At 57.5% G+C, this 25,197-nt stretch carries 23 protein-coding genes, 2 pseudogenes and 1 riboswitch; of the genes and pseudogenes, 13 read left to right on the forward strand and 12 right to left on the reverse strand.

What is annotated here, in order from left to right:
* Window positions 1-94: 94 nt before the first annotated feature.
* Together ACLRGG_RS15290 and ACLRGG_RS15295 are read right to left on the reverse strand one after the other, a co-directional pair.
* A pseudogene (locus ACLRGG_RS15290) lies at window positions 95-438 on the reverse strand (transposase); the annotation flags it as partial.
* An 83-nt stretch (window positions 439-521) separates the two neighbouring features.
* Window positions 522-1,364: a pyridoxal phosphatase gene (locus tag ACLRGG_RS15295; protein WP_416250572.1), complete on the reverse strand. Its 843-nt coding sequence runs from the start codon at window positions 1,362-1,364 to the stop codon at window positions 522-524.
* A gap of 157 nt (window positions 1,365-1,521) precedes the next feature.
* Between ACLRGG_RS15295 and pgl the strand changes: the two genes are divergently transcribed.
* Window positions 1,522-2,520 carry a 6-phosphogluconolactonase gene (gene pgl / locus ACLRGG_RS15300; RefSeq protein ID WP_416250573.1) on the forward strand — a complete coding sequence of 333 codons (999 nt, stop codon included), beginning with the start codon at window positions 1,522-1,524 and terminating at the stop codon, window positions 2,518-2,520.
* A gap of 46 nt (window positions 2,521-2,566) precedes the next feature.
* Here the strand turns inward: pgl and ACLRGG_RS15305 are convergent, their stop codons facing one another.
* From ACLRGG_RS15305 to bioA, 4 genes are all read right to left on the reverse strand, one after another.
* Complete coding sequence (locus ACLRGG_RS15305) at window positions 2,567-3,043, reverse strand: kinase inhibitor (protein WP_416250574.1); 477 nt, start codon at window positions 3,041-3,043, stop codon at window positions 2,567-2,569.
* Between the two features lie 12 nt (window positions 3,044-3,055).
* Window positions 3,056-3,736, reverse strand: a complete 681-nt coding sequence (locus ACLRGG_RS15310) for a type 1 glutamine amidotransferase domain-containing protein (protein ID WP_416250575.1) — start codon at window positions 3,734-3,736, stop codon at window positions 3,056-3,058.
* A 10-nt stretch (window positions 3,737-3,746) separates the two neighbouring features.
* Window positions 3,747-4,790 (reverse strand): NADPH-dependent curcumin/dihydrocurcumin reductase, encoded by a 1,044-nt coding sequence (gene curA, locus ACLRGG_RS15315; protein ID WP_416250576.1) that lies wholly within the window; start codon window positions 4,788-4,790, stop codon window positions 3,747-3,749.
* A 96-nt stretch (window positions 4,791-4,886) separates the two neighbouring features.
* A complete protein-coding gene (gene bioA, locus ACLRGG_RS15320) occupies window positions 4,887-6,179 on the reverse strand; it encodes an adenosylmethionine--8-amino-7-oxononanoate transaminase (protein ID WP_416250577.1) in 1,293 nt (430 codons plus the stop codon).
* A 90-nt stretch (window positions 6,180-6,269) separates the two neighbouring features.
* Here bioA and bioB point away from each other — a divergent pair, with 90 nt between their 5' ends.
* The 4 genes from bioB (at window position 6,270) to bioD (ending at window position 10,011) form a co-directional block, all read left to right on the forward strand.
* Window positions 6,270-7,301 (forward strand): biotin synthase BioB, encoded by a 1,032-nt coding sequence (gene bioB, locus ACLRGG_RS15325; protein ID WP_416250578.1) that lies wholly within the window; start codon window positions 6,270-6,272, stop codon window positions 7,299-7,301.
* 79 nt (window positions 7,302-7,380) lie between these two features.
* The gene (bioF, locus tag ACLRGG_RS15330; RefSeq protein ID WP_416250579.1) at window positions 7,381-8,589 is read left to right on the forward strand and encodes an 8-amino-7-oxononanoate synthase; all 1,209 of its coding nucleotides are present in this window, start codon (window positions 7,381-7,383) and stop codon (window positions 8,587-8,589) included.
* Window positions 8,586-9,344 (forward strand): malonyl-ACP O-methyltransferase BioC, encoded by a 759-nt coding sequence (bioC, locus tag ACLRGG_RS15335; protein WP_416250580.1) that lies wholly within the window; start codon window positions 8,586-8,588, stop codon window positions 9,342-9,344. The genes bioF and bioC overlap by 4 nt, the downstream gene beginning before the upstream one ends.
* Window positions 9,337-10,011, forward strand: coding sequence for a dethiobiotin synthase (gene bioD / locus ACLRGG_RS15340; RefSeq protein WP_416250581.1), 675 nt, complete (start codon window positions 9,337-9,339; stop codon window positions 10,009-10,011). Before bioC ends, bioD begins: the two co-directional genes overlap by 8 nt.
* Before the next feature lie 64 nt (window positions 10,012-10,075).
* Here the strand turns inward: bioD and ACLRGG_RS15345 are convergent, their stop codons facing one another.
* Window positions 10,076-10,792 (reverse strand): ATP-binding cassette domain-containing protein, encoded by a 717-nt coding sequence (locus ACLRGG_RS15345; RefSeq protein ID WP_416250582.1) that lies wholly within the window; start codon window positions 10,790-10,792, stop codon window positions 10,076-10,078.
* A gap of 926 nt (window positions 10,793-11,718) precedes the next feature.
* Between ACLRGG_RS15345 and uvrB the strand changes: the two genes are divergently transcribed.
* Entirely contained in the window at window positions 11,719-13,746 is a 2,028-nt protein-coding gene (uvrB, locus tag ACLRGG_RS15350) for an excinuclease ABC subunit UvrB (protein ID WP_416250583.1), read from the forward strand.
* Between the two features lie 42 nt (window positions 13,747-13,788).
* On the opposite strand, the gene ACLRGG_RS15355 is transcribed toward uvrB, so the two are convergent.
* Window positions 13,789-14,697 (reverse strand): gluconeogenesis factor YvcK family protein, encoded by a 909-nt coding sequence (locus ACLRGG_RS15355; protein ID WP_416250584.1) that lies wholly within the window; start codon window positions 14,695-14,697, stop codon window positions 13,789-13,791.
* A gap of 185 nt (window positions 14,698-14,882) precedes the next feature.
* Window positions 14,883-15,014: riboswitch (molybdenum cofactor riboswitch) on the forward strand.
* On the opposite strand from ACLRGG_RS15355, the gene moaA reads away from it, so the two are divergent.
* From moaA to ACLRGG_RS15385, 6 genes are all read left to right on the forward strand, one after another.
* Window positions 15,001-15,990, forward strand: a complete 990-nt coding sequence (moaA, locus tag ACLRGG_RS15360) for a GTP 3',8-cyclase MoaA (RefSeq protein ID WP_416250633.1) — start codon at window positions 15,001-15,003, stop codon at window positions 15,988-15,990. It overlaps the preceding riboswitch by 14 nt.
* 14 nt (window positions 15,991-16,004) lie before the next feature.
* Complete coding sequence (gene moaB, locus ACLRGG_RS15365) at window positions 16,005-16,520, forward strand: molybdenum cofactor biosynthesis protein B (RefSeq protein WP_416250585.1); 516 nt, start codon at window positions 16,005-16,007, stop codon at window positions 16,518-16,520.
* A 4-nt stretch (window positions 16,521-16,524) separates the two neighbouring features.
* On the forward strand, window positions 16,525-17,010 hold the full coding sequence (gene moaC, locus ACLRGG_RS15370) for a cyclic pyranopterin monophosphate synthase MoaC (protein WP_416250586.1): 486 nt from the start codon (window positions 16,525-16,527) through the stop codon (window positions 17,008-17,010).
* Window positions 17,003-17,248 (forward strand): molybdopterin synthase sulfur carrier subunit, encoded by a 246-nt coding sequence (moaD, locus tag ACLRGG_RS15375; RefSeq protein WP_416250587.1) that lies wholly within the window; start codon window positions 17,003-17,005, stop codon window positions 17,246-17,248. The genes moaC and moaD overlap by 8 nt, the downstream gene beginning before the upstream one ends.
* Window position 17,249: 1 nt before the next feature.
* Window positions 17,250-17,702 carry a molybdopterin synthase catalytic subunit MoaE gene (gene moaE / locus ACLRGG_RS15380; protein WP_416250588.1) on the forward strand — a complete coding sequence of 151 codons (453 nt, stop codon included), beginning with the start codon at window positions 17,250-17,252 and terminating at the stop codon, window positions 17,700-17,702.
* Between the two features lie 15 nt (window positions 17,703-17,717).
* A complete protein-coding gene (locus ACLRGG_RS15385; protein ID WP_416250589.1) occupies window positions 17,718-18,812 on the forward strand; it encodes a DUF1615 domain-containing protein in 1,095 nt (364 codons plus the stop codon).
* Between the two features lie 75 nt (window positions 18,813-18,887).
* Here the strand turns inward: ACLRGG_RS15385 and ACLRGG_RS15390 are convergent, their stop codons facing one another.
* Window positions 18,888-20,834 (reverse strand): methyl-accepting chemotaxis protein, encoded by a 1,947-nt coding sequence (locus tag ACLRGG_RS15390; protein WP_416250590.1) that lies wholly within the window; start codon window positions 20,832-20,834, stop codon window positions 18,888-18,890.
* 247 nt (window positions 20,835-21,081) lie between these two features.
* Between ACLRGG_RS15390 and ACLRGG_RS15395 the strand changes: the two genes are divergently transcribed.
* On the forward strand, window positions 21,082-21,792 hold the full coding sequence (locus ACLRGG_RS15395) for a Bax inhibitor-1/YccA family protein (protein WP_416250591.1): 711 nt from the start codon (window positions 21,082-21,084) through the stop codon (window positions 21,790-21,792).
* A gap of 255 nt (window positions 21,793-22,047) precedes the next feature.
* On the opposite strand, the gene ACLRGG_RS15400 is transcribed toward ACLRGG_RS15395, so the two are convergent.
* From ACLRGG_RS15400 to ACLRGG_RS15410, 3 genes and pseudogenes are all read right to left on the reverse strand, one after another.
* Complete coding sequence (locus ACLRGG_RS15400) at window positions 22,048-23,013, reverse strand: lysylphosphatidylglycerol synthase domain-containing protein (RefSeq protein ID WP_416250592.1); 966 nt, start codon at window positions 23,011-23,013, stop codon at window positions 22,048-22,050.
* Window positions 23,014-23,144: 131 nt separating this feature from the next.
* A pseudogene (gene clsB / locus ACLRGG_RS15405) lies at window positions 23,145-24,410 on the reverse strand (cardiolipin synthase ClsB); the annotation flags it as partial.
* Window positions 24,407-25,168 carry an endonuclease/exonuclease/phosphatase family protein gene (locus tag ACLRGG_RS15410; RefSeq protein WP_416250593.1) on the reverse strand — a complete coding sequence of 254 codons (762 nt, stop codon included), beginning with the start codon at window positions 25,166-25,168 and terminating at the stop codon, window positions 24,407-24,409. The gene ACLRGG_RS15410 and the pseudogene clsB, both read right to left, overlap by 4 nt.
* Window positions 25,169-25,197: the final 29 nt, after the last annotated feature.

The following is a 25,197-nucleotide window of genomic DNA, read 5'->3' on the forward strand; positions in this document are numbered from 1 at the left end:
CGCCAGACGGCCATCATCAGCGCATCCAGCGCCAGCTCACGTGAGAGTGTCGGTTTCATCGACCAGCCCACTACGTTACGTGCGAGCCAATCTATACCCGACACATCGTCATGACACCCCATACAGAGCGGTGTTCATTGATAAAGCGGTACTTCAGTCGGGCTCCCTTGCAAAGTACCGCGCGGCCTTTTTCAGAATATCCCGTTCTTCTTCAGTACGCTTTAGCTGCGCTCTGAGCTTCAGGATCTCACTTTTTGCTTCCAGTAAATCACGGGCATGCTGCCCGCTGTTATCGGGTTTAATCGCCCGTAACCACTTGTAGAGACTGTGTGCAGAAACACCCAGCCGATCGGAAACTTCAGCGACGGAATAGCCGCGCTCCGTTATCTGACGGACGGCTTCTTCCTTAAATTCAGGTGTAAATCGTGGTGTGCCCATACGTTCCTCCTATGCTCAAACTATAGGGCAGGATCGTCTACCGGGGTGGGGTCAGTCCAATGCAGCCCTTATTCACTCACCTATTACACAGCCTCTTGTGCCGGAACATATTCAAAGTACTTGTTAACTGTCTCGGCAATTCCAGTTTCGCTATTATTGCCAATTATCATATCGGCACATTCTTTCACTTTATCTACGGCATTACCCATAGCCACGCCAAGACCAGCATTTTTTAGCATACTAAGATCGTTATGGTTATCCCCAAAAGCGATAACCTGGTTCATTGATAAACCTTGTGATTCAACCCACTGTGCTAATCGTTTACCTTTGCTATTTCCCAATTGTGCTATGTCAACCTGGTCATGCCATGACCATTCACAAGTAAGCCCAAGTTCACGTTCAACGATCTGACTGAATTTATCTAATTTAACTTTATCAGCGTCAGTAAGGGCAAATTTCCAAATTCCGGCTACTTCATATGCTGCTTCACGTAGCGAACGTACCTGTTTAAATACTGGACGTTGCGATTCAGGCAATGATTTACTCCAATTTTCAGTGCGGATAATATGCCCCGTTGGTTCCTTATAAAACATCGCATCATCGGCATACATCAAACTATGAACATTATAACGATCAAGCAGGTCAACTAACTGTGTAGCCTGGTCTGGTTGTAACGGATCGGCCGAAATAACTCTTTTCTCGTTGTAATCGTACAATAACGCACCATTACAGCAGATTGCAGGTGTATCAAGGGTTAACGCCTGATAAAAAGGATGGATAGCCACGTGGTGGCGTCCGGTAACGATAACCACCTTTGCTCCTGCCTGCCGGGCCTTGTTTAACGCGTCCAGCGATTCAGGCAGAATAGTTTTTTGCGGCGTCAGCAGGGTGCCGTCCAGGTCCAGCGCAATAACGCGATAGCTCATAATCAGTTCCGAATGGGGTTAAATAAACGCCAGTAGTCTACACCCTGTGCCGCCGGCCACAAAATCACACGCCCCGCAGAGGGGATCGTCGCGTTATTATTTCCTGAAAATACGCTACGCTTTGCGGCAGCCAGGTTTCCCACTAAAAGGAGAATTTATGCAACAGATCGTCTATACCGCCAGCCCGGAGAGCCACCAGATCCACGCGTGGCAGCTTGACAGCGAGGGCGCGCTCACGCTGCTCCAGGTTGTGGATGCCCCCGGCCAGGTGCAGCCGATGGTGGTCAGCCCCGATAAGCAGTTTCTCTATGTGGGCGTGCGCCCGGGATTTCGTATCGTAGCGTACCGCATTGACGCCGAGGGTAAGCTGACCGAAGCCGGACAGGCGCCGCTGCCCGGCAGCCCAACGCATATCTCAACCGACAAAGCGGGGCGCTTTATCTTCGTTGGCTCTTATAACGATGCCTGCGTCAGCGTGTCGCCGATCGGCGCGGATGGCCTGCCGGGCGAGCCGCTCCAGGTGATTAAAGGGCTGGAGGGCTGCCATTCAGCCAATATCGATCTCAGCAATAAAACGCTGTTTGTTCCGGCGCTGAAGCAGGATCGTATCTGCCTGTTTGATCTGCAAAGCAGCGGTGAGCTTCAGCCGCACCGCCAGGCGCAGGTGACTACCGTAGAAGGTGCCGGGCCACGCCATATGGTTTTCCACCCCAATCAGCAGTACGCCTACTGCGTCAATGAGCTGGACAGTACCGTGGACGTGTGGCAGCTGGCGAATGCGCATGGCACGGTCGAACGCGTGCAGAGTCTGGACATGATGCCTGCCGGATTCAGCGACACCCGCTGGGCGGCGGATATTCACCTGACGCCGGATGGCCGCCATCTGTACAGCTGCGATCGCACCGCCAGTATCCTGACGCACTTTAGCGTCAGTGAAGACGGAGGGTTGCTGACGGTAACCGGCTATCAGCCAACCGAAACGCAGCCGCGCGGCTTCAGCATTGATCACAGCGGGAAATATCTGGTGGCGGCCGGGCAGAAGTCACATCATATTGAAGTGTACAGCATCCACGGCGAGCAGGGCGCACTCACGCCGCTGGCACGCTACGCGGTTGGGCAGGGCCCAATGTGGGTGGTGATTCACCGGCTTGACTGAGAAAGGAGACAGGGCAGATATCTGCCCTGTTGAAGCGCCTTGTTGGTTACGCGTAAAGCGCGGTTAGCGAGGCGCTGCCCAGCTTGTGAAAATGAACGTTAAAGCCGAGCATCGCGCCGCTGGCCTGTTCATCCACCTCGATGTTATCCACGTCTAACGCATAGACGGTAAAAATATAGCGGTGGCTTTCGCCTTTTGGCGGTGCCGCGCCGCCGTAGCCCTGGCTGCCGAAGTCAGTGCGGGTATGTACCGCACCGGCGGGAAGCGGCGCCACGCCTGAACCGGCACCCTGCGGCAGCGTGCGCGCGTCGGCGGGCAGATTCGCCACTCCCCAGTGCCACCAGCCTGAACCGGTAGGTGCATCGGGGTCAAAGCAGGTTATGACAAAGCTTTTGGTGCCTTCCGGCACCTCGTCCCAGGCTAAATGCGGGGAGAGGTTATCTCCCTGGTAGCCCATGCCGTTAAACACATGGCGAAGGGGCAGTTTATCGCCATCGTTAAAATCCAGACTGGTCAGTTTCATTCCATCTCCCTGTTATTGGTGAAGCAGTTTTAACAGCTCTTCGGCGGCGGCGGCCGAGGACGCGGGATTCTGACCGGTCACCAGGTGCCCATCCGTCAGGGTGAACACGCCCCAGTCATCGGTTTTTTCATAGTCCGCGCCCAGCGCTTTCAGCACATCCTCGACCAGAAAAGGTACCACATTTGTCAGGCCGACGGCTTTTTCCTCGCTGTTGGTGAAGCCGGTGACCCGTTTACCGGCGACCAGCGGGGTACCGTCAGGTTTTTTAACGTGACGCAGAACGCCCGGCGCATGGCAAACGGCACCTACCGGCTTGCCGTTGGCATAAAAGTTCTCTATCAGCTCAATGCTTTTACGATCCTCTGCCAGATCCCACAGGGGACCGTGTCCACCGGGGTAAAACACCGCATCGAACGTGCTGCTTTCGATATTGGCCAGCATCTGCGTGTTAGCCAGCGCCTGCTGAGCCACCAGATCCTGGCGAAAACGTTCGGTGTCCAGGGTCTGGGCGTCAGGCTCGTCGCTTTTGGGATCGAGCGGGGGCTGTCCCCCGGCGGGCGAGGCCAGCACCACGTTTATCCCCGCATCACGGAAGACATACCAGGGCGCGGCAAACTCTTCCAGCCAGAACCCCGTTTTTTTACCGGTATCGCCCAGCCTGTCATGCGAAGTCAGCACCATTAATACTTTCATTTTCTCATCCTCAGGGTTGGTCACCGGCCACGCGAATCAGCACCTTGCCGAAGTTTTTACCTTCGAGCATGCCGATAAAGGTCTCCGGCGCATGGTCCAGACCCTCCACACTATCTTCACGGAAAACAAAGCGATCTTCTGCCACCCACTGACTCATCTGGCTAAAGAATTCACCGAAGCGGTGGCCGTAGTCCTGGGTTATGATAAAGCCCTGAACGCGCAGGCGTTTGCGCAGGATTGTTCCCTGAAACTGCGGCAGCTGATTGGGGCCGACGGCAGGTTCAGTACTGTTGTAGTCGGCAATCAGTCCGCAAACCGGTATGCGCCCTTTAGTATTCATCAGCGGCAGTACCGCGCTGAATACCTTGCCGCCAACGCTTTCGAAGTAGACGTCAATTCCTTCGGGGCAGTGGCGCTTGAGGGATTCTGCGAAATCGCCGGCGCGGTGATCCAGACAGCGGTCAAAGCCCAGCGACTCTTCTGCATAGCGGCACTTATCGGCGCCGCCCGCAATGCCCACCACGTAGCAGCCTTTCAGTTTCGCAATCTGCCCGACGATGGATCCTACCGCGCCGGTGGCGGCGGCAACGACCACGGTTTCACCCGGCTGCGGCTGACCGATATCCAGCAGTCCCATATAGGCGGTGAAGCCCGGCATACCGAGCATTCCGAGCGCCCATGAGGGGTGTTTCAATACCGGGCCGCTCAGCTTAAACAAATCCTTGCCGTCAGAGAGTGCGAAGTCCTGCCATCCGCTGTTGCTGACCACCCAGTCACCCTCGGCATAGTCCGGGTGATCGGAGCGTTCGACGATGGCGACGGTGCCTGCGCCCATAACCTCGTTAATTGCCACGGGCGGCACATAGGAGGGGCCCTCGCTCATCCGTCCCCGCATATACGGATCCAGCGAAAGCCAGACGGTGCGCAGCAGGATTTGTCCTGCTGATGGCGTCGGGACATGCCCGGTTTCAAGCCGAAAATTGGCTTCTGTCGGTGCGCCGTGCGGGCGGGATGCCAGTACGATGCGGCGATTAGTCTGTTTATCTTGCGGCATAATTTTCTCCTTAATGCGGAATACGGCCTGGTAAAAGCGTAGTGCATCAGCGGACCTGATGCCTGGCGCCCTGTGCCATTACCGCATAAGGTGCCGTTACGCCCCGATAAAGTGACCGGGCTGTTCCAGCGCCCCGGCAATGGCATCCGTCAGGCGCTGCAACGCTTCAGGGCTGATAATATAAGGCGGCATCAGGTAGATCAGTCGGCCAAACGGGCGTATCCACACGCCGCAGTCGACAAAAAATGCCTGCAAAGCGGCCATATTGACCGGCTGATGGGTTTCAATTACCCCGATAGCGCCCAGTACGCGCGCGTCTTTTACGCCTGGGTGGTCGGCAAGCGGCAGAAGCGATCGGCGAAGCTGTGCTTCAATATCCGCAACCTGCTGCGGCCACTGGTTCTCCTGGAGCATCGCCAGACTCTCGCTGGCGACGGCGCAGGCCAGAGGATTACCCATAAAGGTTGGCCCATGCATAAAGCAGCCCGCCTCGCCGTTGCTGACGGTATCGGCGACGTGACGGGTGGTCAGCGTGGCTGAGAGCGTCATAGTTCCGCCGGTCAGGGCCTTACCCACGCAGAGAATATCGGGCGCAATATCAGCATGTTCGCAGGCGAACAGCTTACCGGTACGGCCAAAGCCGGTGGCAATCTCATCGGCAATCAGCAGGATGCCGTACCTGTCGCACAGCGTCCGTACGCGCTGCAAATAGCGCGGGTGATAAAACCGCATGCCGCCCGCGCCCTGAACTACCGGCTCCAGGATCACCGCGGCTACCTCGCCAGCGTGATGAGCGATCAGCCTCTCAATATCATCGGCATCGCTGTCGCGCCACGCCTCATCAAAGCGGCAGGCGGGTGCGGCGGCGAACAGATGGCTGGGCAGGTAGCCCTGATAGAGACTGTGCATCGAATTGTGCGGATCGCACACCGACATGGCAGCAAAGGTATCACCGTGGTAGCCATTTCGCAGCGTCAAAAAACGCTGTCGCTTCTCACCGCGTGCCTGCCAGTATTGCAGGGCCATTTTCATGGCCACTTCTACCGCTACCGATCCCGAATCCGCCAGAAACACGCACTCCAGCCCGGCTGGCGTCATGTCGACCAGCCTGCGACAGAGTGACACCGCAGAAGGATGGGTAATGCCGCCAAACATCACGTGCGACATCTGGGCTATTTGCGCGGTCATCGCCTGATTAAGCCGGGGATGGTTATAACCGTGAATCGCAGCCCACCAGGAGGACATGCCGTCCACCAGCGTACGGCCATCGGCCAGCTGAAGCGAGGTGCCCTGGGCGCCGACCACCGGGTAAACCGGCAGCGGCTGACTCATCGAGGTATAGGGGTGCCAGATGTGGCTGCGATCGAAGGCAAGGTCTGAAGGGGTCATAAAATTACTTGTAAACCAATTTCAAAAAAATTAGTTTACAAGTATAACCGGGCAACGACCCGACACGACAGTACTTTTTTGGAGCAAGCAATGGCAACTCGCTGGACGGTCTCACAGGCTCAGGCCCTGTTTAATAAGCCTTTTCTCGAACTGATGTTTGAAGCGCAGCAGGTGCATCGTCAGCACTTCGACCCGCGTCAGGTGCAGGTCAGTACGCTGCTGTCGATTAAAACCGGGGCCTGCCCGGAGGACTGCAAATATTGCCCGCAGAGCGCGCGGTACAAAACAGGGCTGGAGTCCGAACGGCTGATGGAAGTGGAGGAGGTGCTCAGCTCCGCGCGTAAGGCGAAGGCCGCCGGATCCGATCGCTTCTGCATGGGTGCCGCGTGGAAAAACCCCAATGACCGCGATATGCCTTACCTGGAGCAGATGGTAAAGGGCGTGAAGGCGATGGGGCTGGAAACCTGCATGACGCTGGGTATGCTGAGCGACGGCCAGGCGCAGCGTCTGGCTGAAGCGGGGCTGGATTTTTACAACCATAACCTGGATACCTCCCCGGAGTTTTATGGCAGCGTCATTACCACCCGCAGCTATCAGGAGCGTCTGGATACGCTGGGCAAAGTCCGCGATGCCGGGATTAAGGTCTGCTCCGGCGGCATTGTCGGGCTGGGTGAAACCGTCAGCGACCGCGCCGGGCTGCTGGTTCAACTGGCAAATCTGCCCACGCCGCCGGAAAGCGTACCGATTAATATGCTGGTCAAGGTCAAAGGCACGCCAATGGCGGACAATGACGATGTCGATCCCTTCGACTTTATCCGTACCATTGCTGTCGCCCGCATCATGATGCCGTCCTCGCACGTGCGTCTCTCTGCCGGGCGTGAACAGATGAGCGAGCAGACCCAGGCGATGTGTTTTATGGCGGGCGCCAACTCCATCTTTTACGGCTGTAAATTGCTGACCACCCCTAATCCTGAAGAGGACAAGGATATGCTCCTCTTCCGCAAGCTGGGCCTCAATCCGCAGCACACCACCACCGAGGCGGGCGATAACGAGCAGCAGCAGTCTCTGGCCGGGCAACTGATGAACGCCGATACCGGGCTGTTCTATAACGCGGCGGTCTGAATGCGTCCTGGATGTGATTTGATTTCGCGGTGGCCTGTATGAGTCTGACAGGCTGTCATTTACGTGTACGGTGGTCTGTATGAGCTGGCAGCAACGGATCGATATCGCCCTCGCTGAACGCCGGGAGAAGGGGCAGTTTCGCCAGCGCCGGGTCAACCAGCAGGGTTATGCGCGGACATTACAGATCGACGGGCGTCGCTACCTCAACTTTTCCGCTAATGACTACCTTGGGCTGAGCCACGAGCCGCGGATTATTCGTGCCTGGCAGCAGGGGGCGGAGCAGTATGGCGTGGGGGCCGGCGGATCCGGCCACGTCACCGGCTACAGCGCCCCCTGTGCGGCGCTGGAGGCGCAGCTGGGCGCGTGGCTGGGCTTTCCCCGCGCGCTGCTGTTTATTTCGGGCTTTGCCGCTAATCAGGCGGTTATTGCGGCAATGATGGCGAAAGGGGATCGGCTCTTCGCCGATAAGCTTAGCCATGCCTCGCTGCTGGAAGCGGCGGTGCTCAGCCCGGCGACGCTGCGCCGCTTCGCGCATAACCAGCCTGACGCCCTGGGCGCAATGCTGGCGGGCAACGCAGCGGGAGAAACGCTGGTGGTCACGGAGGGGGTATTCAGCATGGATGGCGACAGCGCACCGCTGGCACCGATTCACCAGCTGACCCGTCGGTATGGCGGCTGGCTGATGGTGGATGACGCACACGGCATCGGTACCCTCGGAGAGCAGGGGCGCGGCAGCTGCTGGCAGCAAAACGTTTATCCCGAGCTGCTGGTGGTAACCTTTGGCAAAGCGTTTGGCGTCAGCGGCGCGGCGGTACTCTGCCAGCAGGATACCGCCGACTACCTGCTGCAATTCGCCCGGCATCTGATTTACAGCACCGCCATGCCGCCCGCCCAGGCCTGTGCGCTCACAGCCGCACTGGCCTGCGTTCAGCAGGGCGACGATCGCCGCCAGCGGCTGGCGCAGAATATCCTTCAGTTCCGCGATGGCGCGCAGGAGCGAGGTCTGTCGCTGCTCCCCTCCCTGACCGCCATTCAGCCGCTGATTATCGGCGATGAACATCGTGCGCTGGCACTGGCAGAGAGGCTGCGTCAGCACGGCTGTTGGGTGACGGCTATCCGACCGCCGACGGTGCCCCCCGGCACGGCCCGACTGCGTATTACGCTGAGCGCGGCGCATCAGTCGGCGGATATTGAACAACTACTGGACCTGCTGCATCAGGCGAGCCTTACTGAGATCGGTTTACCGGCTGGCGTCACGACTCACGCCGTCGGCGGAGGAGCAGCATGACGCACGCTGTTGATAAACAGGCCATCGCCCAGGCCTTCGGCCGCGCCGCAGACGGTTACAACCAGCATGCCGGACTTCAGCGTCTGAGCGGCGAGGCGCTGGCAGGGTTTGCCACCCTCCAGCGGGATTTGGACGTGCTGGATGCAGGATGCGGCACCGGCTGGTTCAGCCAGCGCTGGCGCGAGGCGGGAAACCACGTTACCGCGCTCGACCTTTCAGCCCAGATGCTGGAGCGGGCGCGAGCGGAAAAGACCGCCAGTGTCTACCGCCAGGGCGATATCGAAGCGCTGCCCTTTCACGCAGCAGAGTTTGATCTCTGCTGGAGCAACCTTGCGGTGCAGTGGTGCAGTGATTTGCGCCAGGCCCTGGCTGAACTGTGCCGGGTAACGCGTCCGGGAGGGCAGGTCCTGTTCTCCACGCTGGAAGCGGGCTCACTTGGGGAAGTGCAGCTCGCCTGGCAGCATCTCAACCTTCCCGCGCCGGTTAACCGGTTTTTATCCACAGGGCAGATTGCCGAAGCGGGAGAGGGAATGGCGCTGACGTTACACCGACAGACGCTGACCCTGGCCTTTCCCGACGTGCTGAGCGCGCTGCGCTCGCTGAAGGGGATTGGTGCAACGCATCTGCATCAGGGACGGCATGGCGGCCTGCTGACCCGCCGTCATCTTCAACAGCTTGAACAGGTCTGGCCCCGCGACACGCGCGGCTGCCTGCTGAGCTACCATCTGATTTATGGAGTGATTAACCGTGACTGAACGTTGGTTTATAACCGGAACGGACACCGAAGTGGGAAAAACCGTCGCCAGCACCGCCCTGCTACAGGCGGCCAGGCAGGCGGGTTTTCGCTGCGTGGGATACAAGCCCGTCGCTTCCGGCAGTGACATCACGCCACAGGGGCTGCGCAATGAGGATGCCTTAGCCCTGCAAAAGGCGTCTGCGGTGGATCTCCCTTACGACAGCATTAATCCGCTGGCGTTTGTGGAGCCTACCGCTCCCCATATCCTTAGCGCGGAGGAGGGCAGGCCTATCGATTTTCAGCAGCTTTCGGCCGGGCTGAAGGCCCTGACGCAGCAGTCGGACTGGGTGCTGACCGAGGGGGCGGGCGGCTGGTTCACCCCGCTCACCGACAGCGCGACTTTCGCCGACTGGGTGCGGGTTGAACAGCTGCCGGTTGTACTGGTGGTGGGGATCAGGCTGGGCTGTATCAACCACGCGCTACTCACCGCACAGGCGATTCTGGCCAGCGGTCTGAGGCTGGCAGGCTGGATAGCTAACACTGTCCAGCCGCCGGGCAAGCGGCATCAGGAGTACCTGGCCACGCTGACGCAGCGGCTTCCGGCTCCGATGCTGGGCGAAATCCCGTACCTGACAGAGCCAGAGGACTTTGAGCAGCTGGGGCAATACGTCAGGCTACCTGTCTGAATCGCGGCGGCAGCGCGCACCGGGACACACAGCATGCTGGAGCGGTATAACGCGCCGCAAGCGCTCAGACCGCCAGCCAGGTGTTAACCATCGTCTCATCAAGCTGAGCAACGGTGCCGTGCGCCACGTTGCGGCCCTGGTGCAGCAGCAGAAAGTAGTCGGCCACCCGGCGAATAAACGAGATGCGCTGTTCAAGCAGCAGGATGGTAAGGCCGAAGTCATGGTTAAGGCGGTGGATAAGGTTGCCCATCTCCTCCTCCAGCCAGGAGGACATTCCCTCCATCGGTTCATCCAGGATCAGCAGCCTGGGCTCCAGTACCAGGGCTCTCGCCAGGGCCAGCTGTTGCTGCTGATCGGGGCGCAGATCGCCGCTGCGCTGGTGGCGCAGGGACCATAGCGCCGGAAAGAGATCGTACACCATCGGGGGGATGGCCCGATGCCTGTCGGGACCGGTTCCGGCAAGCAGCGCGATTTGCAGATTGGCCTCAACGCTAAGCTGTGAAAAAAGCTGACGCCGCTGCGGCACATAGCCAATCCCCAGCGCGGCCCGCTGTTCCACGGGTTGTTGCAGCAGATCCTGCGGCGGCAGGCTCCCCTCCTGCCAGATAATCGAGCCGCTGTTGATGGGCAGATTACCCATAATACAGTTAACCAGGGTGGTTTTGCCCATGCCGGAGCGGCCCAGCACGCCGGTGCAGGTGCCAACAGGTAATTCAAGATCGACATCCCACAAAATATGGTTTTGTCCGTAAAACTGATTAATTGCACGTAAGCTGAGCATCTGACACTCTCCTTCAGACAGTTATCGATCGCACCTGATTGCATCCGCTCTCCGTCGTTTGTCAAACAGTCTTCAATGCCTTCTATAAGAAATCTGCGGCGCCAGGCTGCGTTCTGGTGTAAGTCGCGCGCCGGATGGTGACCTGCTACGTAGTGCCTTGCAATTGGCAGGCCAGGTTGTTAAGCGCCGTTGGCAATCAGGTAAAAAGCTGGGAATTTGCCGCGATAATTGATAATGAATATTTAATAATTACCGGTGGTGATTTGGCGTTGCACTCAGGCGGTGCCCTGTGCAGGTTAATGCTGGTGCAGCTGCCTGTCTGAGAAGCAATGAGGGAGGAAATGACATAAGTAAATAAGGCGTAAATAAGGCTGGCGGCAGCACGTAAACTGTGCTCATTCATCATGCCTGTGCTGAAGGGTGACAGTGAAAAAAAGCAAAAAAAAAATTTTAGCATCCTTTTTTACGGGCAGCGCAGCTTTATGCACAGCAGACGGCTCGGGCGCTCAAATCAGTTATCCACCATTCCTGTGGATAACCATGTGCATGAGTGGCTTAAAACTCACGCCAGGCGAGAGCCAGCGCGGCCTGGGAACGAGTTGCTGTGAAACTCATCTGGCAATGAATTCATAACACTTTCAACGATTTGGGGAAAATCAAGCCGCACAGAAAAACCAGCCTGCCGCGCCCCGCATTTTGTCAGCCTTGCTTGACAAATGTTAAAGCGCCAGACCCATCTGGGGATAACCACGAGAATCTCTGAGCGATGAAGGATTTAACCGATTTTCCGGCAAGGCTGATCAAGGGATTCACTTCATCATGCAAAATAACTGGGGATATATCCAGTTATTTTTGCTGGCAAAATCGCCACGGCAGAGTAAAATTAATCTCCTGTCCGCGAGCATTCATTATCAGGTAGCAATCCAATGAGCAAAGTCTTTAAACTCAACTCCGATTTCCAGCCCGCAGGTGACCAGCCTGAGGCGATTCGCCGTCTTGAAGAGGGGCTGGAGGATGGGCTGGCTCATCAAACGCTGCTGGGCGTAACCGGCTCGGGTAAAACGTTCACCGTGGCAAATGTCATCGCCGATCTGAACCGCCCAACCATGTTGCTGGCACCCAATAAAACGCTCGCTGCTCAGCTTTACGGCGAGATGAAAGAGTTTTTCCCCGATAATGCGGTGGAATACTTCGTCTCCTATTACGACTACTATCAGCCTGAGGCCTATGTGCCCAGCTCCGATACCTTCATTGAAAAAGATGCCTCGGTGAATGAGCATATCGAGCAGATGCGACTGTCAGCGACCAAAGCGCTGCTGGAACGCCGCGACGTGATTGTGGTGGCCTCAGTGTCGGCCATTTATGGTCTGGGCGATCCCGACCTCTATCTCAAAATGATGCTGCATCTGACGCGTGGCATGGTGATAGACCAGCGCTCGATCCTGCGTCGGCTCTCCGAGCTGCAATATACCCGTAACGATCAGGCTTTCCAGCGCGGGACGTTCAGGGTACGCGGCGAGGTGATTGATATCTTCCCGGCGGAGTCCGATGACTATGCCCTGCGCGTTGAGCTGTTTGACGAAGAGGTGGAGCGGCTGTCAATATTTGACCCGCTGACCGGGCAGATCGAATCGGTGATCCCCCGCTATACCATTTATCCCAAAACGCACTATGTGACGCCGCGTGAACGCATATTGCAGGCGATGGAAGAGATCAAGGTGGAGCTGGTCGACCGCAAACGCGTGCTGCTGGAAAACAACAAGCTGCTGGAAGAGCAGCGCATCACCCAGCGTACCCAGTTCGATCTCGAAATGATGAACGAGCTGGGCTACTGCTCGGGTATCGAGAACTACTCGCGCTATCTCTCCGGGCGCGGACCGGGCGAAGCGCCACCCACTCTGTTCGACTATCTGCCTGCTGACGGCCTGCTGGTTATTGACGAATCACACGTCACCATTCCGCAGATCGGCGGGATGTATCGCGGCGACCGGGCGCGTAAAGAGACGCTGGTGGAGTATGGTTTCCGCCTGCCGTCCGCGCTGGATAACCGCCCAATGAAATTCGAAGAGTTTGAGGCGCTGGCGCCGCAAACCATTTACGTCTCTGCCACGCCGGGTAACTACGAGCTGGAGAAATCGGGCGGTGAGGTAATTGACCAGGTAGTGCGTCCTACCGGGCTGCTCGATCCCGTGATTGAGGTGCGTCCGGTCGGCACCCAGGTTGATGACCTGCTGTCTGAAATCCGCAAGCGCGCGGTGATCAATGAGCGCGTGCTGGTGACGGTACTGACTAAAAGGATGGCGGAAGACCTTACCGAGTATCTTGAAGAGCACGGCGAGCGCGTACGCTATCTGCACTCGGACATTGATACGGTTGAGCGCGTGGAAATTATCCGCGATCTGCGGCTGGGCAAATTTGATGTGCTGGTGGGGATCAACCTGCTGAGGGAAGGGCTGGATATGCCGGAAGTGTCGCTGGTCGCGATACTGGATGCCGACAAAGAGGGCTTCCTGCGCTCCGAGCGTTCGCTAATCCAGACCATTGGCCGTGCCGCGCGAAACCTTAACGGTAAGGCCATTCTGTATGGCGATAAAATTACTCCCTCCATGGCGCGGGCGATTGGTGAAACCGAACGCCGTCGGGAAAAGCAGGAGCTGCACAATAAGGAGCAGGGCATCGTACCCCAGGGGCTTAACAAGAAAATCGCCGATATTCTTGAGCTGGGGCAGGGCATTAGCAAGACCAAAACCCGGGGGCGCGGCGGGAAATCCTCCCATCCTGTTGTTGAGGACGACAGCCCGTACCTGGCAATGACGCCGCAGGCGCTGCAGAAGAAGATCCACGAGCTGGAGTCGGAAATGCAGCAGCACGCGCAGAACCTGGAATTCGAGGAGGCCGCGCGCGTACGCGATCGGTTACACGAGGCGCGCGAGCTATTTATTGCAGCTTCCTAGCCGCGCGTTTCTGCTCAAACCATCGACTGACCAGGTTTCCGCTTAAACAATCGACTGAATAGCATGCTCCAGCGCAATGTGGAGCAGCTGTCGGTCGTGCCGATAGCGAATATCTGCCGCCTCAAGCGGTTCCTGGATGATCAGGCGATCGGTGACGTTGTGGGTGTCGGTACCGGGGCCGACGACGACGGCATCAATGACCTTTTTACCGATGTACTCCTCCATAATTGCCAGCTTGTTGGCCAGCGTGAGCTGAGCGGCGGCAGGGCTCAGCTCTTTACCCAGATTGCCGATAAACACCATCGTGGCCGGGGTACGGCGCAGCGCCTGTGCCATATCGGGCAACAGCAGTACCGGCATCAGGCTGGTGTAGAAACTGCCCGGCCCAATCAGGATAAGATCGGCCTCGGCGATGGCCTCAACCGCTTCGCGGGTGGCCGTCACCGCAGGAGAGAGCCTCAGCTCGCGCGGGGGACGACACATCCGATCGATTTCCGTCTCGCCGTGCACCCGCTGCCCCTCTTCATCAATGGCTTCCAGGTCTACTGGCTGCTCTGACATGGGGATCAGAAACGCATCGACCTTAAGTAAATTGCGGATCAGATTAATGGCCTCAATCGGGCGCACGCTGAGATGATCCAGCGCTTTTAGCATCAGATTACCGAGATTATGTCCGGCCAGCTCGCCGTTTCCGGCAAAGCGGTACTCAAACATGGCAGAGGCCACGCTCGGCTCGGTAATCAGCTGATTCAGACAGTTACGCATATCGCCCCAGGCAATGCCCCCTTCGTCGCGACGAATGCGTCCGGTTGAACCGCCGTTATCGGTGGTGGTGACGATGCCGGTAAGCCGCGATCCAAGCGGGGATAGCGCAGACATTACGCGACCCAGGCCATGCCCGCCACCAATAGCCACCACGCGATCGAGATCGGCCAGTGTGCGATTACGCATAGAATTCCTTCTGTGTTGAAGCGGTTTATTGACCCTGGATGGGCAATACGTATTTGTGCCATTTTACCCTAAACGCGTCGATAAAAGGTGGCTAAAATACGTTATATATCAAAATACATAGCGAAATATGATGTTGGAATCCCGCAGGGTTTAGCGGTAGAATTTACAGACCATGGTTTACCGATGTCGGTAGACCACACTTAGCCCTGGCACCTACGTCTTCGGATAGGGTGCCCTGGCCGCAACGATACGTTGCCAGGGTGCAGAAAGAAATGCCTGCATCTCCCGAATTGGAAAGGTGTTCTGGTGCAACAATTTACTGATAGCTTCGACCGCAGCTTTTATTATCTGCGGCTGTCGATCACTGACGTCTGCAATTTTCGTTGCAGCTACTGCCTGCCCGACGGTTATAAGCCGCAGGGTATCACCAATAAAAGCTTCCTTACGCTGGATGAAATCCGGCGGGTTACCCGTGCCTTCGCGGCAGCCGGGACGGAAAAAGTGCGTCTCACCGGCGGCGAGCCCTCGCTGCGCCGCGACTTCACCGACATTATCGCGGCCGTTCGCGAGAATGCCGCCATCCGCCAGCTGGCGGTCACCACCAACGGCTACCGGCTGGCCCGCGATGTCGCTTCATGGCGCGCCGCCGGCCTGACCGCGCTTAACGTCAGCATCGACAGTCTTGACGCCCGCCAGTTTCATGCCATCACCGGGCAGGATAAATTTCATCAGGTCATGAGCGGCATAGACGCTGCCTTTGATGCGGGGTTCAGCAAGGTGAAAGTGAATACCGTGCTGATGCGCGACATCAACCATAACAGCCTTGAGACATTCCTGAACTGGATCCGTGACCGCCCCATCCAGCTGCGGTTTATTGAGCTGATGGAAACCGGCGAGGGAGGGGCGCTGTTTCGTCAGCACCATATCTCCGGCGAGGTGATCCGCGAACGTCTGCTGCTCCAGGGCTGGGTTCGTCAGCCGCGCGCGCGAAGCGATGGCCCGGCGCAGGTCTTCACCCATCCTGATTATCAGGGTGAAATTGGTCTGATCATGCCTTATGAAAAAGATTTCTGTGCCAGCTGTAACCGCCTGCGCGTCTCGGCGGTCGGTAAGCTGCATCTCTGCCTGTTTGGCGACGGCGGCGTATCGCTGCGCGATCTGCTGCAAAGCGACGATCAGCAGGATGCGTTGCAGGCGCGCATTGCGGCCAGCCTGAGCACCAAAAAGCAGACGCACTTTCTGCATCAGGGCAACACCGGCATTACGCAGAATCTCTCATTTATCGGCGGTTAAGTAAGGAGCGCAACATGGGTAAACCCACAGCAGAATTCATCCCGCTTAACGTAGCGGTTCTCACCGTCTCTGACAGCCGCGACGCCGCCAGTGATACCTCCGGGGACTATCTGCGTGAAGCGCTGACCGGGGCCGGCCATCGCGTCTGTGACCGGGCTATCGTAAAAGACGATCGCTATCGTATTCGCGCTGTCGTCTCCAGCTGGATCGCCAGCACGGATGTGCAGGTGGTATTGATTAACGGCGGGACGGGCTTTAACAGCAAAAACAGCACTCCGGAAGCGCTTCTGCCGCTGTTCGATCGCGAAATCGAGGGCTTTGGTGAGCTGTTTCGCATGGTCTCCTGGGAGGAGATCGGCAGTTCAACCATCCAGTCGCGCGCGGTAGCAGGCATGGCAAATCAGACTCTGATCCTCGCCATACCCGGCTCGACCAGTGCCTGCCAGAGCGCCTGGGAACGGATTATTCAGGATCAGCTTGATGCCCGCACCCGCCCCTGCAATTTTGTTTCACACGTTAAGAAGCCCTGAACAGATGTCACAACTCACACATATTAATGCCGCCGGTGAGGCGCATATGGTGGATGTTTCCGCCAAAACGGAGAGCGTACGCGAAGCCCGTGCAGAGGCCTTTGTGCTGATGCATGCCGATACGCTACAGATGATCATTGATGGCAGCCACCACAAGGGCGATGTCTTTGCCACCGCGCGCATTGCCGGTATCCAGGCGGCTAAACGCACCTGGGAGCTGATCCCCCTCTGCCATCCGCTACTGCTCAGCAAGGTTGAAGTCACCTTAACGGCTGATGTCGCCAGGCAGCGGGTGAGAATAGAATCCCTCTGTCGTCTGACCGGCAAGACCGGCGTGGAGATGGAGGCGCTGACCGCGGCGTCGGTCGCCGCCTTAACCATCTACGACATGTGTAAAGCGGTACAGAAGGATATCTCCATCGAGCATTGTCGGCTGCTGAGTAAAAGCGGCGGCAAGTCGGGTAACTTCAGGGCGGCTGACCATGATTAACGTGCTGTTTTTTGCCCAGGTCCGTGAGTTAACCGGCACCGACAGCCTGACCCTGCCCCAGGAGTACGCCACGGTTGAGGCGCTGCGGGCTGCGCTGGCTCAGCGAAGCGATCGCTGGGCGCTGGCGCTGACCGCCGGTAAGCTGCTCTCCGCCGTCAACCAGACGCTGGTTGCGCCTCAGCATCCGCTTCAGGATGGTGATGAGGTGGCTTTTTTCCCACCGGTCACCGGAGGATAAAATGGAAACGCGGATCCGGGTTGGCCAGGCCCCGTTTGATATGGCAGAAGAGTATCGCTGGCTGGCAGCCTGTGATGAAGATGGCGCAGTCGTGACTTTTACCGGCAAGGTGCGTAACCATAACCTCGGCGATAACGTCTCCGCGCTTACGCTGGAGCACTATCCCGGGATGACGGAAAAAGCGCTGGCGGAGATTGTCGCCGAGGCGCGTGAGCGCTGGCCCATGCAGCGCGTAACGGTCATCCACCGCACCGGCGAACTGTTTCCCGGTGACGAAATTGTAATGGTAGGCGTAAGCGGTGCCCACCGTGGCAGCGCCTTTGCCGCCGCCGAATTTATTATGGACTATCTTAAGACCCGCGCCCCGTTCTGGAAGCGTGAAGCCACGCCCGTCGGTAACCGCTGGGTTGAATCCCGCGACAGTGACCACCAGGCCGCTGCGCGCTGGAAATAAACTACAAGGAAAGTCATGATTCGCTCCCCCCTTAAGCGCGGGCTGCTGCTGGCGCTGCTGGTGCTGGCTGGCTGTACCAGCCAGCCGCATAAAACCCTTCCAGAGCGACGGCCCGCCGACGTCAAAGCACAGATCGTCCGGCTGATCCCCGCCGGGGTGAATGACAGGCAGGGCTGGGCAAACGATATTTTTGCCGCCTTCAACAGCCAGGGCATTGATGCGTCCGCCAGCAATCTCTGTGCGGTCATTGCGGTGACCGATCAGGAGTCCAACTTCAACGTGGATGCCAGGGTGGCGGGCTTGCCTAAAATCGCCTGGGGTGAGATTGACCGCCGCGCCGCCAGCCTGCATATTCCGGCGTTTGTGGTCCGTACCGCGCTGATGATCAATTCCCCCAGCGGCAAAAGCTACGCCTGGCGGCTGGATCACGTACGCAGCGAAAAAGAGCTGAGTGCCATTTTTGATGACTTTATCAATATGGCTCCCATGGGGCAGAGGCTGTTTGGTAATCTGAACCCTATCCATACCGGTGGCCCGATGCAGGTGAGTATTGACTTCGCTGAGGCGCAGTCAAAAGGCTACCCGTATCCGGTCGACGGCACGCTGCGACATGAGGTGTTTACCCGGCGCGGCGGCGTCTGGTTTGGCACCCGACACCTGCTGGGATACCCCACCCACTACAGCAGGCCGCTCTATCGCTTTGCCGATTTCAATGCGGGGTGGTATGCCAGCCGCAACGCGGCTTTCCAGGCCGCGGTGGCGCAGCTGACCGGCATTAAGCTGGCGCTGGATGGCGATCTGATCCGCTATGGTTCAGACACGCCGGGGGCCACTGAGCTGGCTGTCCGTACCCTGAGCAGGCAGCTGGACATGAGTAATAGCAGTATCCGGCGCGCGCTGGAGCAGGGGGAAACCCTGGCATTTGAACAAAGCGCGCTGTGGGAAAAGGTGTTTACGCTGGCCGATAAAAACGCCGGCGTACGCTTACCGGGGGAAAGGCTGCCCGGCATCCAGCTGGAAAGCCCGAAAATTACCCGTAATCTCACGACTGCCTGGTATGCCCAGCGGGTGGACGGGCGTTATCAACGCTGTCTGACGCGGGCAAAATAGCGCAGGTAGCACGCCCGGCCACAAGCGGGTGAATTAGCGCAGGTGACACGCCCGGCCGGATGTGTTCACCCTCGGCTAAACCACACCCAGCTGAAAGCGTTCGACCGTCTCCGCCAGCTGCTTCGCCTGATCTTCCAGCGAAGCGGCGGCGGCCGACATCTGCTGAACCAACGCCGAGTTCTGCTGGGTAGCGCCATCCATCTGGTTAACGGCTACCGTTACCTGACCAATGCCCTGCGACTGCTCATCAGAGGCGTGGACAATTTCGGTAATAATGGTCTTAACCGAGTCTACCGCCGCGCTCATCTCCTGCATTGTTTTTCCAGCGTCCTGCACCAGGGATACGCCCTGGCCCACGCGCTGGGTTGATTCGCCGATCAGCGCGGAGATATCCTTCACCGCATTGGCGCTTCGCTGGGCCAGACTGCGAACCTCGGCGGCAACGACCGCAAAGCCTCGTCCCTGTTCTCCGGCGCGCGCCGCTTCTACCGCTGCATTCAGCGCCAGAATATTAGTCTGGAAAGCGATACCGTTTATGATGCTGGTGATGGCGCCAATTTTCCGTGAGCTTTCGTCAATCTGCTGCATGATCTGCACAACCTGAAGCACCAGGTCCTCACCGCGGCTGGCGATATCCGTGGCGGTGCGGGTCAGGGCGGTCGCCTGATGCGCGTTATCAGCATTGAGCTTTACGGTGGCGGTGAGCTGTTCCATGCTGGCCGCCGTTTCTTCCAGCGCAGCCGCCTGTTGTTCGGTCCGTGAGGCGAGATCCAGGTTCCCGGTGGCAATCTCTCCGGCCCCCTGTCTTACCGCGTGGCTGGCGGAGATAATTTCCCCCACCATGGTACGCAGCTGCTGCTGCATCGTGTGCATGGCGAAGAAGATGCTCTGCCGATCCTGTGCCGCAACCGGAATGGCCGCGCTCAGGTCTCCCTGCGCGACACCCAGCGCAATTTCTGCCGCCTGCAAAGGCTCTCCCCCAATCGGCCTGGCCACTTTGCGGCTGAAAAGCAGGCCCAGCACGGTACAGACGATAATGATGCTGAGCAGCATCATAATTAGCGCCGAGTAAAGCTGGCGGTTTGCTTCCGCCATCACCGCGCTTACCGGCACGACAATGCCCAGATACCAGGGGCTGTCGCTGTTACCAACGGCCACCGGACGCCAGGTTTCCAGCACTTTTTCCCCCAGCGCGCTGTCATAGTGCTCCACAATGTTCTGCGTACGCTGCCCGAAGCTTCCGGTATAAGGCTTCCCGGCCTGCGCTTTATCGGTGCCGGACACCACCAGCCCGCCATGAGAAATCAGCAGCGCATAGCCAGCTCCCCGCCAGGGGTGGATGGCCCCGACCGTTTTTTGCAGCGACGCGAGAGAAATATCCGAGGTGACCACCGCTTTCAGCCTGCCGTCGTCGATGATCACGGCGGCAACGGAGGTGAGCAGGGTATCAACGCCGTTATAGGCATAGGTATAAGGTTCAATCAGCACATCTTTCTGGCGTTTTTGCGGTATGAGGTAGTAGTCCCCCTGACCTGGCGTGAGAAAAGAGTCCAGATTATGCATCGCAAAGTTGCCGGACTTATCGCGATCGACAAAGCGGGCAAAGCGGCCCTCTGGCGCGGCACCGGGCAGTTTAGCGAACTCAGCGTCTTTTCCATCCCAGGCGTTCGCTTCAAAGATCACCGACATCGAAAGGTAGTCGGGGTTCTGCTTAAGCGAATATTTCATCAGGTTTTCAGCCGTGGCGCGGTCGGTTATGCCGGAGGGGGGCAGGGCAATCAGGCTTTGACCGAGGTCTTTTGCTACCGTGCGGGCATAATCCAGCTCTTTTTGCACGCTGAGGGCCTGGCTTTCGGCAATCTGCCCCAAATATTCTCCGGCCAGCTCGCGCTGCTGTCTGGCTGACTGCCAGCTGAGCAGGCCAATGGTAATGGTAAAGCCGAGCGTGATGATCAGCGCCCCGGTCACCAGCATCAACGTGCGGGTGCTCATCTTGCGTTTAGTGTTTGGTTTCGTTTTCATTCAGGTTCCCCGGCGTAAAAAGGTGCAGCATAAGCAGACTTCCTGTTTAGCGATCTCCCTGTTTACGTTCTATCGGCATAAACTGACGCTTCTTTAAGCAGGGCGGCGCGTTTTACCTGATGAGCCTGCGGCAAAGGTTCCAGGCGAAGAAAAAGGTGTGTGCGGGGCTGGCTTAATCTCCCCGGACTGTGCCAGACTTGCGGTTACCTTGTGGTAATTCCGTTCACGTGAGAATAAGGAGAAAATCATGGATCGATACCCACGCTCTAATGGGTCAATCGTATCGCAGGCCAGCAGTGGCATTCAGACCTATATGGCGCAAGTCTATGGCTGGATGACATGCGGTCTGCTGCTGACGGCGTTTGTGTCGTGGTTTGCGGCCAATACGCCAGCGGTTATGGAACTGGTTTTTGCTAACCGCATTACCTTTTTTGGCCTGATTATTGTGCAGCTGGGCCTGGTATTTGTGCTGTCAGGTATGGTGCACAAGCTAAGCGGAGCGGCGGCAACCGGCCTGTTTATGCTCTATTCGGCTCTTACCGGGCTGACCATGGCGAGTATTTTCCTGGTTTATACCTACTCTTCCATCGCCAGCACCTTTCTGGTGGCCGGTGGTATGTTTGGCGCCATGAGCTTCTGGGGCTACACCACTAAACGCGATCTGAGCGGTATGGGCAGCATGCTGTTTATGGCGCTGATTGGTATTGTGCTGGCGTCGGTGGTGAATATCTGGCTGAAGAGTACGGCGCTGATGTGGGCCGTCACCTATATTGGCGTGCTGGTGTTTGTGGGTCTGACCGCCTATGACACGCAGAAGCTAAAAAATATTGGTGAAGGGATCAACGTTGAGGATAAAGAGAATCTGCGTCGCTACTCAATCATGGGTGCGCTGACGCTGTATCTGGACTTCATCAACCTGTTCCTGATGCTGCTGCGTATTTTTGGCAACCGTCGCTAAAAGTGCACCCGTGCTGCCTGAGCGGGCGCTGTTTTGTCAGCGCCCGAAAGGTGTTACTAAGGTAAGAATTTGCTGCCTGAGGCAGCGCGGTGATAAAAGAGGTGCCCGCTTTGCAGCGGCCACCTCTTTTTTTTATCCTACTTATTATGCGGCCATCATCCGGATAGCAAGCCCGACCTTTACGCTTTTCTGTCCATCAGCGCCCCAATGGGTTATAGCTGCCGATCGCTTTGATTTTTGCATCTCAGCCAGGCTTCAGATCTTTTGCATCGCCTGCTGGTTCTTTTGCCGCAGGGCTTTCGCCCGGCTTTCCAGCCACAGATAAAGCACCAGCGCCAGCAGCAGCGGGGCAATAAAATAGACCACGCGGTAGGCCAGCAGCGCCGCAATTATCGCCCCGTGGGTAAGGTGTTCACCGCTAAGCAGCGCAAGGAATACCGCTTCCAGCACGCCGATCCCGGCTGGAATATGAATAATCACCCCTGCAATACTGCTGATCAACAACACGCCCAGTACCTGCGGATAATCGACCTTCTGCCCCAGCAGCAGCCAGATAATGGTGCCCATGACCAGCCAGTTTGCGCTGGATACGCTGAACTGGAGCAGCGCCATACGCAAAGAGGGGAGTGCCAGCGTATGGCCCTTCACCGTCCAGCGCCGCCGTCGTGAAAACGCGCAAAAGGCCAGATAGACCACTACAAACGCCAGCAGGCAGATGCCAATAGTCCTTAGCGTACCTTCCCCGATAAACCACCCTGACGGGACAGGCACCAGACCCGTGCTGAACACCACGCCTGCCACCAGAACGTAGCCCAGCCAGTTGGTGGCGATGCTGAGCGAAAAGATGCGCGTAATGGTACTGCCGTCCAGCCCCAGCCGTGAATAAAGCCGGTAGCGCATCGCCACACCGCCAACCCAGGTACTGAGCGTCAGATTAAAGGCATAGCAGATAAAGGAGACCAGCATCACCTGACGCTTTTGCAAACGATGCCCGCAATAGGCCTGACCAATCAGGTCGTATACGCCGTAGGTCAGATAGCTGACAATCACCAGCGTGACCGATAAGAGAATGGCCAGACGATTGTAGTGAGTGATCACCTCTGCAACATCGTGCCAGTTGACCTTACGGGCATAGATAACCAGCAGCACGACCACGGCGACAAAAAACAGCCCGGTGAAGATCTTCTTTATCCACCGCCAGCGAGGGTGTGATTGTGGCATCAGCGTTTCACCTTTCCATTCTCTGTCTTTATTATCTTATGCTCGTGCTCGTGCTCGTGCTCGTGCTCATGCTTATGTTCATGTTCAGTGTAAACAGCGTCATGCTCCGGTTTCACAGCGTCATGCGCAGGTTTCACAGCATCATACTCCGGTTTGACGCGATCCTGGGTTTCCAGCTCGGACTGTACCGGGGAGTCAGCCTGATCTGATTTCACGGGCGCGGTGACCTGCGCCAGCTTTGGCGTGTGGGCGGGCAGCCAGCCTGCAATCGCCGGGAAATGGCGAAGGAAGTGAAACACCAGCAAGCTCTTCATAAACTGCCAGCCGTTTTTCTTCGGCAGTTCGCTCTTCTGTACGCGTCGGCAGTCCTGCGTCAGCAGATGATTCAACGTGCCGCGCATGACCTCGTTAAAAGTTCGGTCGTGGATCATCAGGTTAGCTTCCAGATTCAGGGACAGGCTTAGCGGGTCAAGGTTGCTGGAGCCGACGGTAGACCAGTAGCTATCCTGTACGGCGATCTTGGCGTGCAGGGGGCGCCGGGTGTATTCATAAATCTCCACGCCACCTTCGACCAAAAAGTTATACAGCAGCTCGGCACCCGTCTTAACAATCGGCATATCCGGCTCGCCCTGCACGATGAGCTTAACGGAGACGCCGCGCTGAGCGGCGTTGCGCATTTCGCGCAGCAGGCGATAGCCGGGGAAAAAGTAGGCGTTGGCGATGATCACCTCTTTTTTTGCCTCGCTCAGCATATCAATATAGTGCTGTTCAATATCGTCACGGTGTTCGTCATTATCGCGCCAGACAAACAGGACCTGAGCGTCGCCGGGCGTGGCGTTTTGCGCCGGGCGATGGGAGCGGCCACCCCACCAGCGGCGGGTAACCTGTTTGCTGTTGATCGCCTGCTGTACATACAGGGCGATGTCCTCCACGATTGGGCCTTTCACCTCAACGGCATAATCCTGCTTGGCTGCCGGGCCATAGCTGGTGTTATGCTCCGAAGAGAAATTGATGCCGCCGACAAACGCAATCTCGCCATCACAGACCACGATTTTCCGGTGCAGGCGGCGGAAGATATTGGTGCGCATGCCTAACACCAGCGGGCGGGGGTCGTAATAGATAAAGCGTACGCCCGCCGCGGTCAGCTGATGGGTGAAATTGTCCGACAGGTTGTTGGAGCCATAGCCGTCCAGCAGCATTTCGACTCTTACTCCGCGCTTCGCCGCATCATAAACGACCTGATGCAGTTCATTGCCGACCTCATCTTCAAACAGGATAAAACTTTCAAGCAGCACGCTGGTGTTAGCCCGTCGAATGGCCTCAAATACCCTGGGAAAATAGTTTTCACCATTTTCCAGCAGTTTCAGCCGGTTACCTTCACGCCAACGCATTTTCATAGATGAATCTCCACGGCCAGAGGGGCATGATCGGACAGGTGCGACCAGGGCCGGAGCGGAATAGTCTGTGGGTGGCTGACGGTGGCATTTTTTACATAAATGCGATCCAGCCGGAGCAGCGGAAAGCGGGCGGGAAAGGTCCTGGCCGGACGACCATAGTGTCGGCTAAACACCTCCTCCATGCCCGCCTCCCGCTGCAGGATCCTGTTGGCCTTTTGCTGCCAGTCGTTAAAATCACCCGCCACAATCACTGGCGCATTGGCGGGAAGGCTGTTAATCAGTTCAGACATCATAATCAGCTGAGCGTGACGGTGCGCCTCGCGAAGCCCCAAATGGACGCAGATGGCATGCAGTGTAATATCGAGGTGAGGGAGGGTCACCTTACAGTGCAGCAACCCGCGCTTCTCCGTACCCTCTACGGAAATATCCCGATTTTCATAGGCCACAATAGGAAAACGGGACATCACCGCATTACCGTGGTGTCCTTCGGGGTAGACGGCATTGCGGCCATAGGCAAAATCATTCCACATGGTATCAGCCAAAAATTCGTAATGAGGTGTGTCAGGCCAGTGTTCAATCTGCAACTGATTGACGGCATGACTGCCCATCACCTCCTGTAAAAAAACAATATCCGCTGAGGTAGCCCGAACGGCTTCACGCAATTCTGGCAGGATAAAGCGGCGATTGAAGGCGTTAAACCCCTTGTGCGTATTGATCGTCAGGACTTTTAATGAAAATCCTTGCGTTATTTGTGACATACTGTGCGCGCTCTCCTTTTCGTCGTGCG

It is taken from the genome of Erwinia sp. PPS120 (genome assembly GCF_047918655.1).
Lineage (GTDB): Bacteria > Pseudomonadota > Gammaproteobacteria > Enterobacterales > Enterobacteriaceae > Erwinia > Erwinia tasmaniensis_A.

Coding starts and splice junctions, on each gene's coding strand:
- ACLRGG_RS15385 (WP_416250589.1), top strand. CDS start 17,718: ATGATTCGCTCCCCCCTTAAGCGCGGGCTGCTGCTGGCGCTGCTGGTG.
- curA (WP_416250576.1), bottom strand. CDS start 4,790: ATGCCGCAAGATAAACAGACTAATCGCCGCATCGTACTGGCATCCCGC.
- ACLRGG_RS15295 (WP_416250572.1), bottom strand. CDS start 1,364: ATGAGCTATCGCGTTATTGCGCTGGACCTGGACGGCACCCTGCTGACG.
- ACLRGG_RS15355 (WP_416250584.1), bottom strand. CDS start 14,697: ATGCGTAATCGCACACTGGCCGATCTCGATCGCGTGGTGGCTATTGGT.
- moaB (WP_416250585.1), top strand. CDS start 16,005: ATGGGTAAACCCACAGCAGAATTCATCCCGCTTAACGTAGCGGTTCTC.
- ACLRGG_RS15310 (WP_416250575.1), bottom strand. CDS start 3,736: ATGAAAGTATTAATGGTGCTGACTTCGCATGACAGGCTGGGCGATACC.
- moaD (WP_416250587.1), top strand. CDS start 17,003: ATGATTAACGTGCTGTTTTTTGCCCAGGTCCGTGAGTTAACCGGCACC.
- pgl (WP_416250573.1), top strand. CDS start 1,522: ATGCAACAGATCGTCTATACCGCCAGCCCGGAGAGCCACCAGATCCAC.
- bioF (WP_416250579.1), top strand. CDS start 7,381: ATGAGCTGGCAGCAACGGATCGATATCGCCCTCGCTGAACGCCGGGAG.
- ACLRGG_RS15305 (WP_416250574.1), bottom strand. CDS start 3,043: ATGAAACTGACCAGTCTGGATTTTAACGATGGCGATAAACTGCCCCTT.
- ACLRGG_RS15345 (WP_416250582.1), bottom strand. CDS start 10,792: ATGCTCAGCTTACGTGCAATTAATCAGTTTTACGGACAAAACCATATT.
- bioC (WP_416250580.1), top strand. CDS start 8,586: ATGACGCACGCTGTTGATAAACAGGCCATCGCCCAGGCCTTCGGCCGC.
- moaE (WP_416250588.1), top strand. CDS start 17,250: ATGGAAACGCGGATCCGGGTTGGCCAGGCCCCGTTTGATATGGCAGAA.
- bioA (WP_416250577.1), bottom strand. CDS start 6,179: ATGACCCCTTCAGACCTTGCCTTCGATCGCAGCCACATCTGGCACCCC.
- ACLRGG_RS15390 (WP_416250590.1), bottom strand. CDS start 20,834: ATGAAAACGAAACCAAACACTAAACGCAAGATGAGCACCCGCACGTTG.
- moaC (WP_416250586.1), top strand. CDS start 16,525: ATGTCACAACTCACACATATTAATGCCGCCGGTGAGGCGCATATGGTG.
- ACLRGG_RS15410 (WP_416250593.1), bottom strand. CDS start 25,168: ATGTCACAAATAACGCAAGGATTTTCATTAAAAGTCCTGACGATCAAT.
- bioB (WP_416250578.1), top strand. CDS start 6,270: ATGGCAACTCGCTGGACGGTCTCACAGGCTCAGGCCCTGTTTAATAAG.
- ACLRGG_RS15395 (WP_416250591.1), top strand. CDS start 21,082: ATGGATCGATACCCACGCTCTAATGGGTCAATCGTATCGCAGGCCAGC.
- ACLRGG_RS15400 (WP_416250592.1), bottom strand. CDS start 23,013: ATGCCACAATCACACCCTCGCTGGCGGTGGATAAAGAAGATCTTCACC.
- uvrB (WP_416250583.1), top strand. CDS start 11,719: ATGAGCAAAGTCTTTAAACTCAACTCCGATTTCCAGCCCGCAGGTGAC.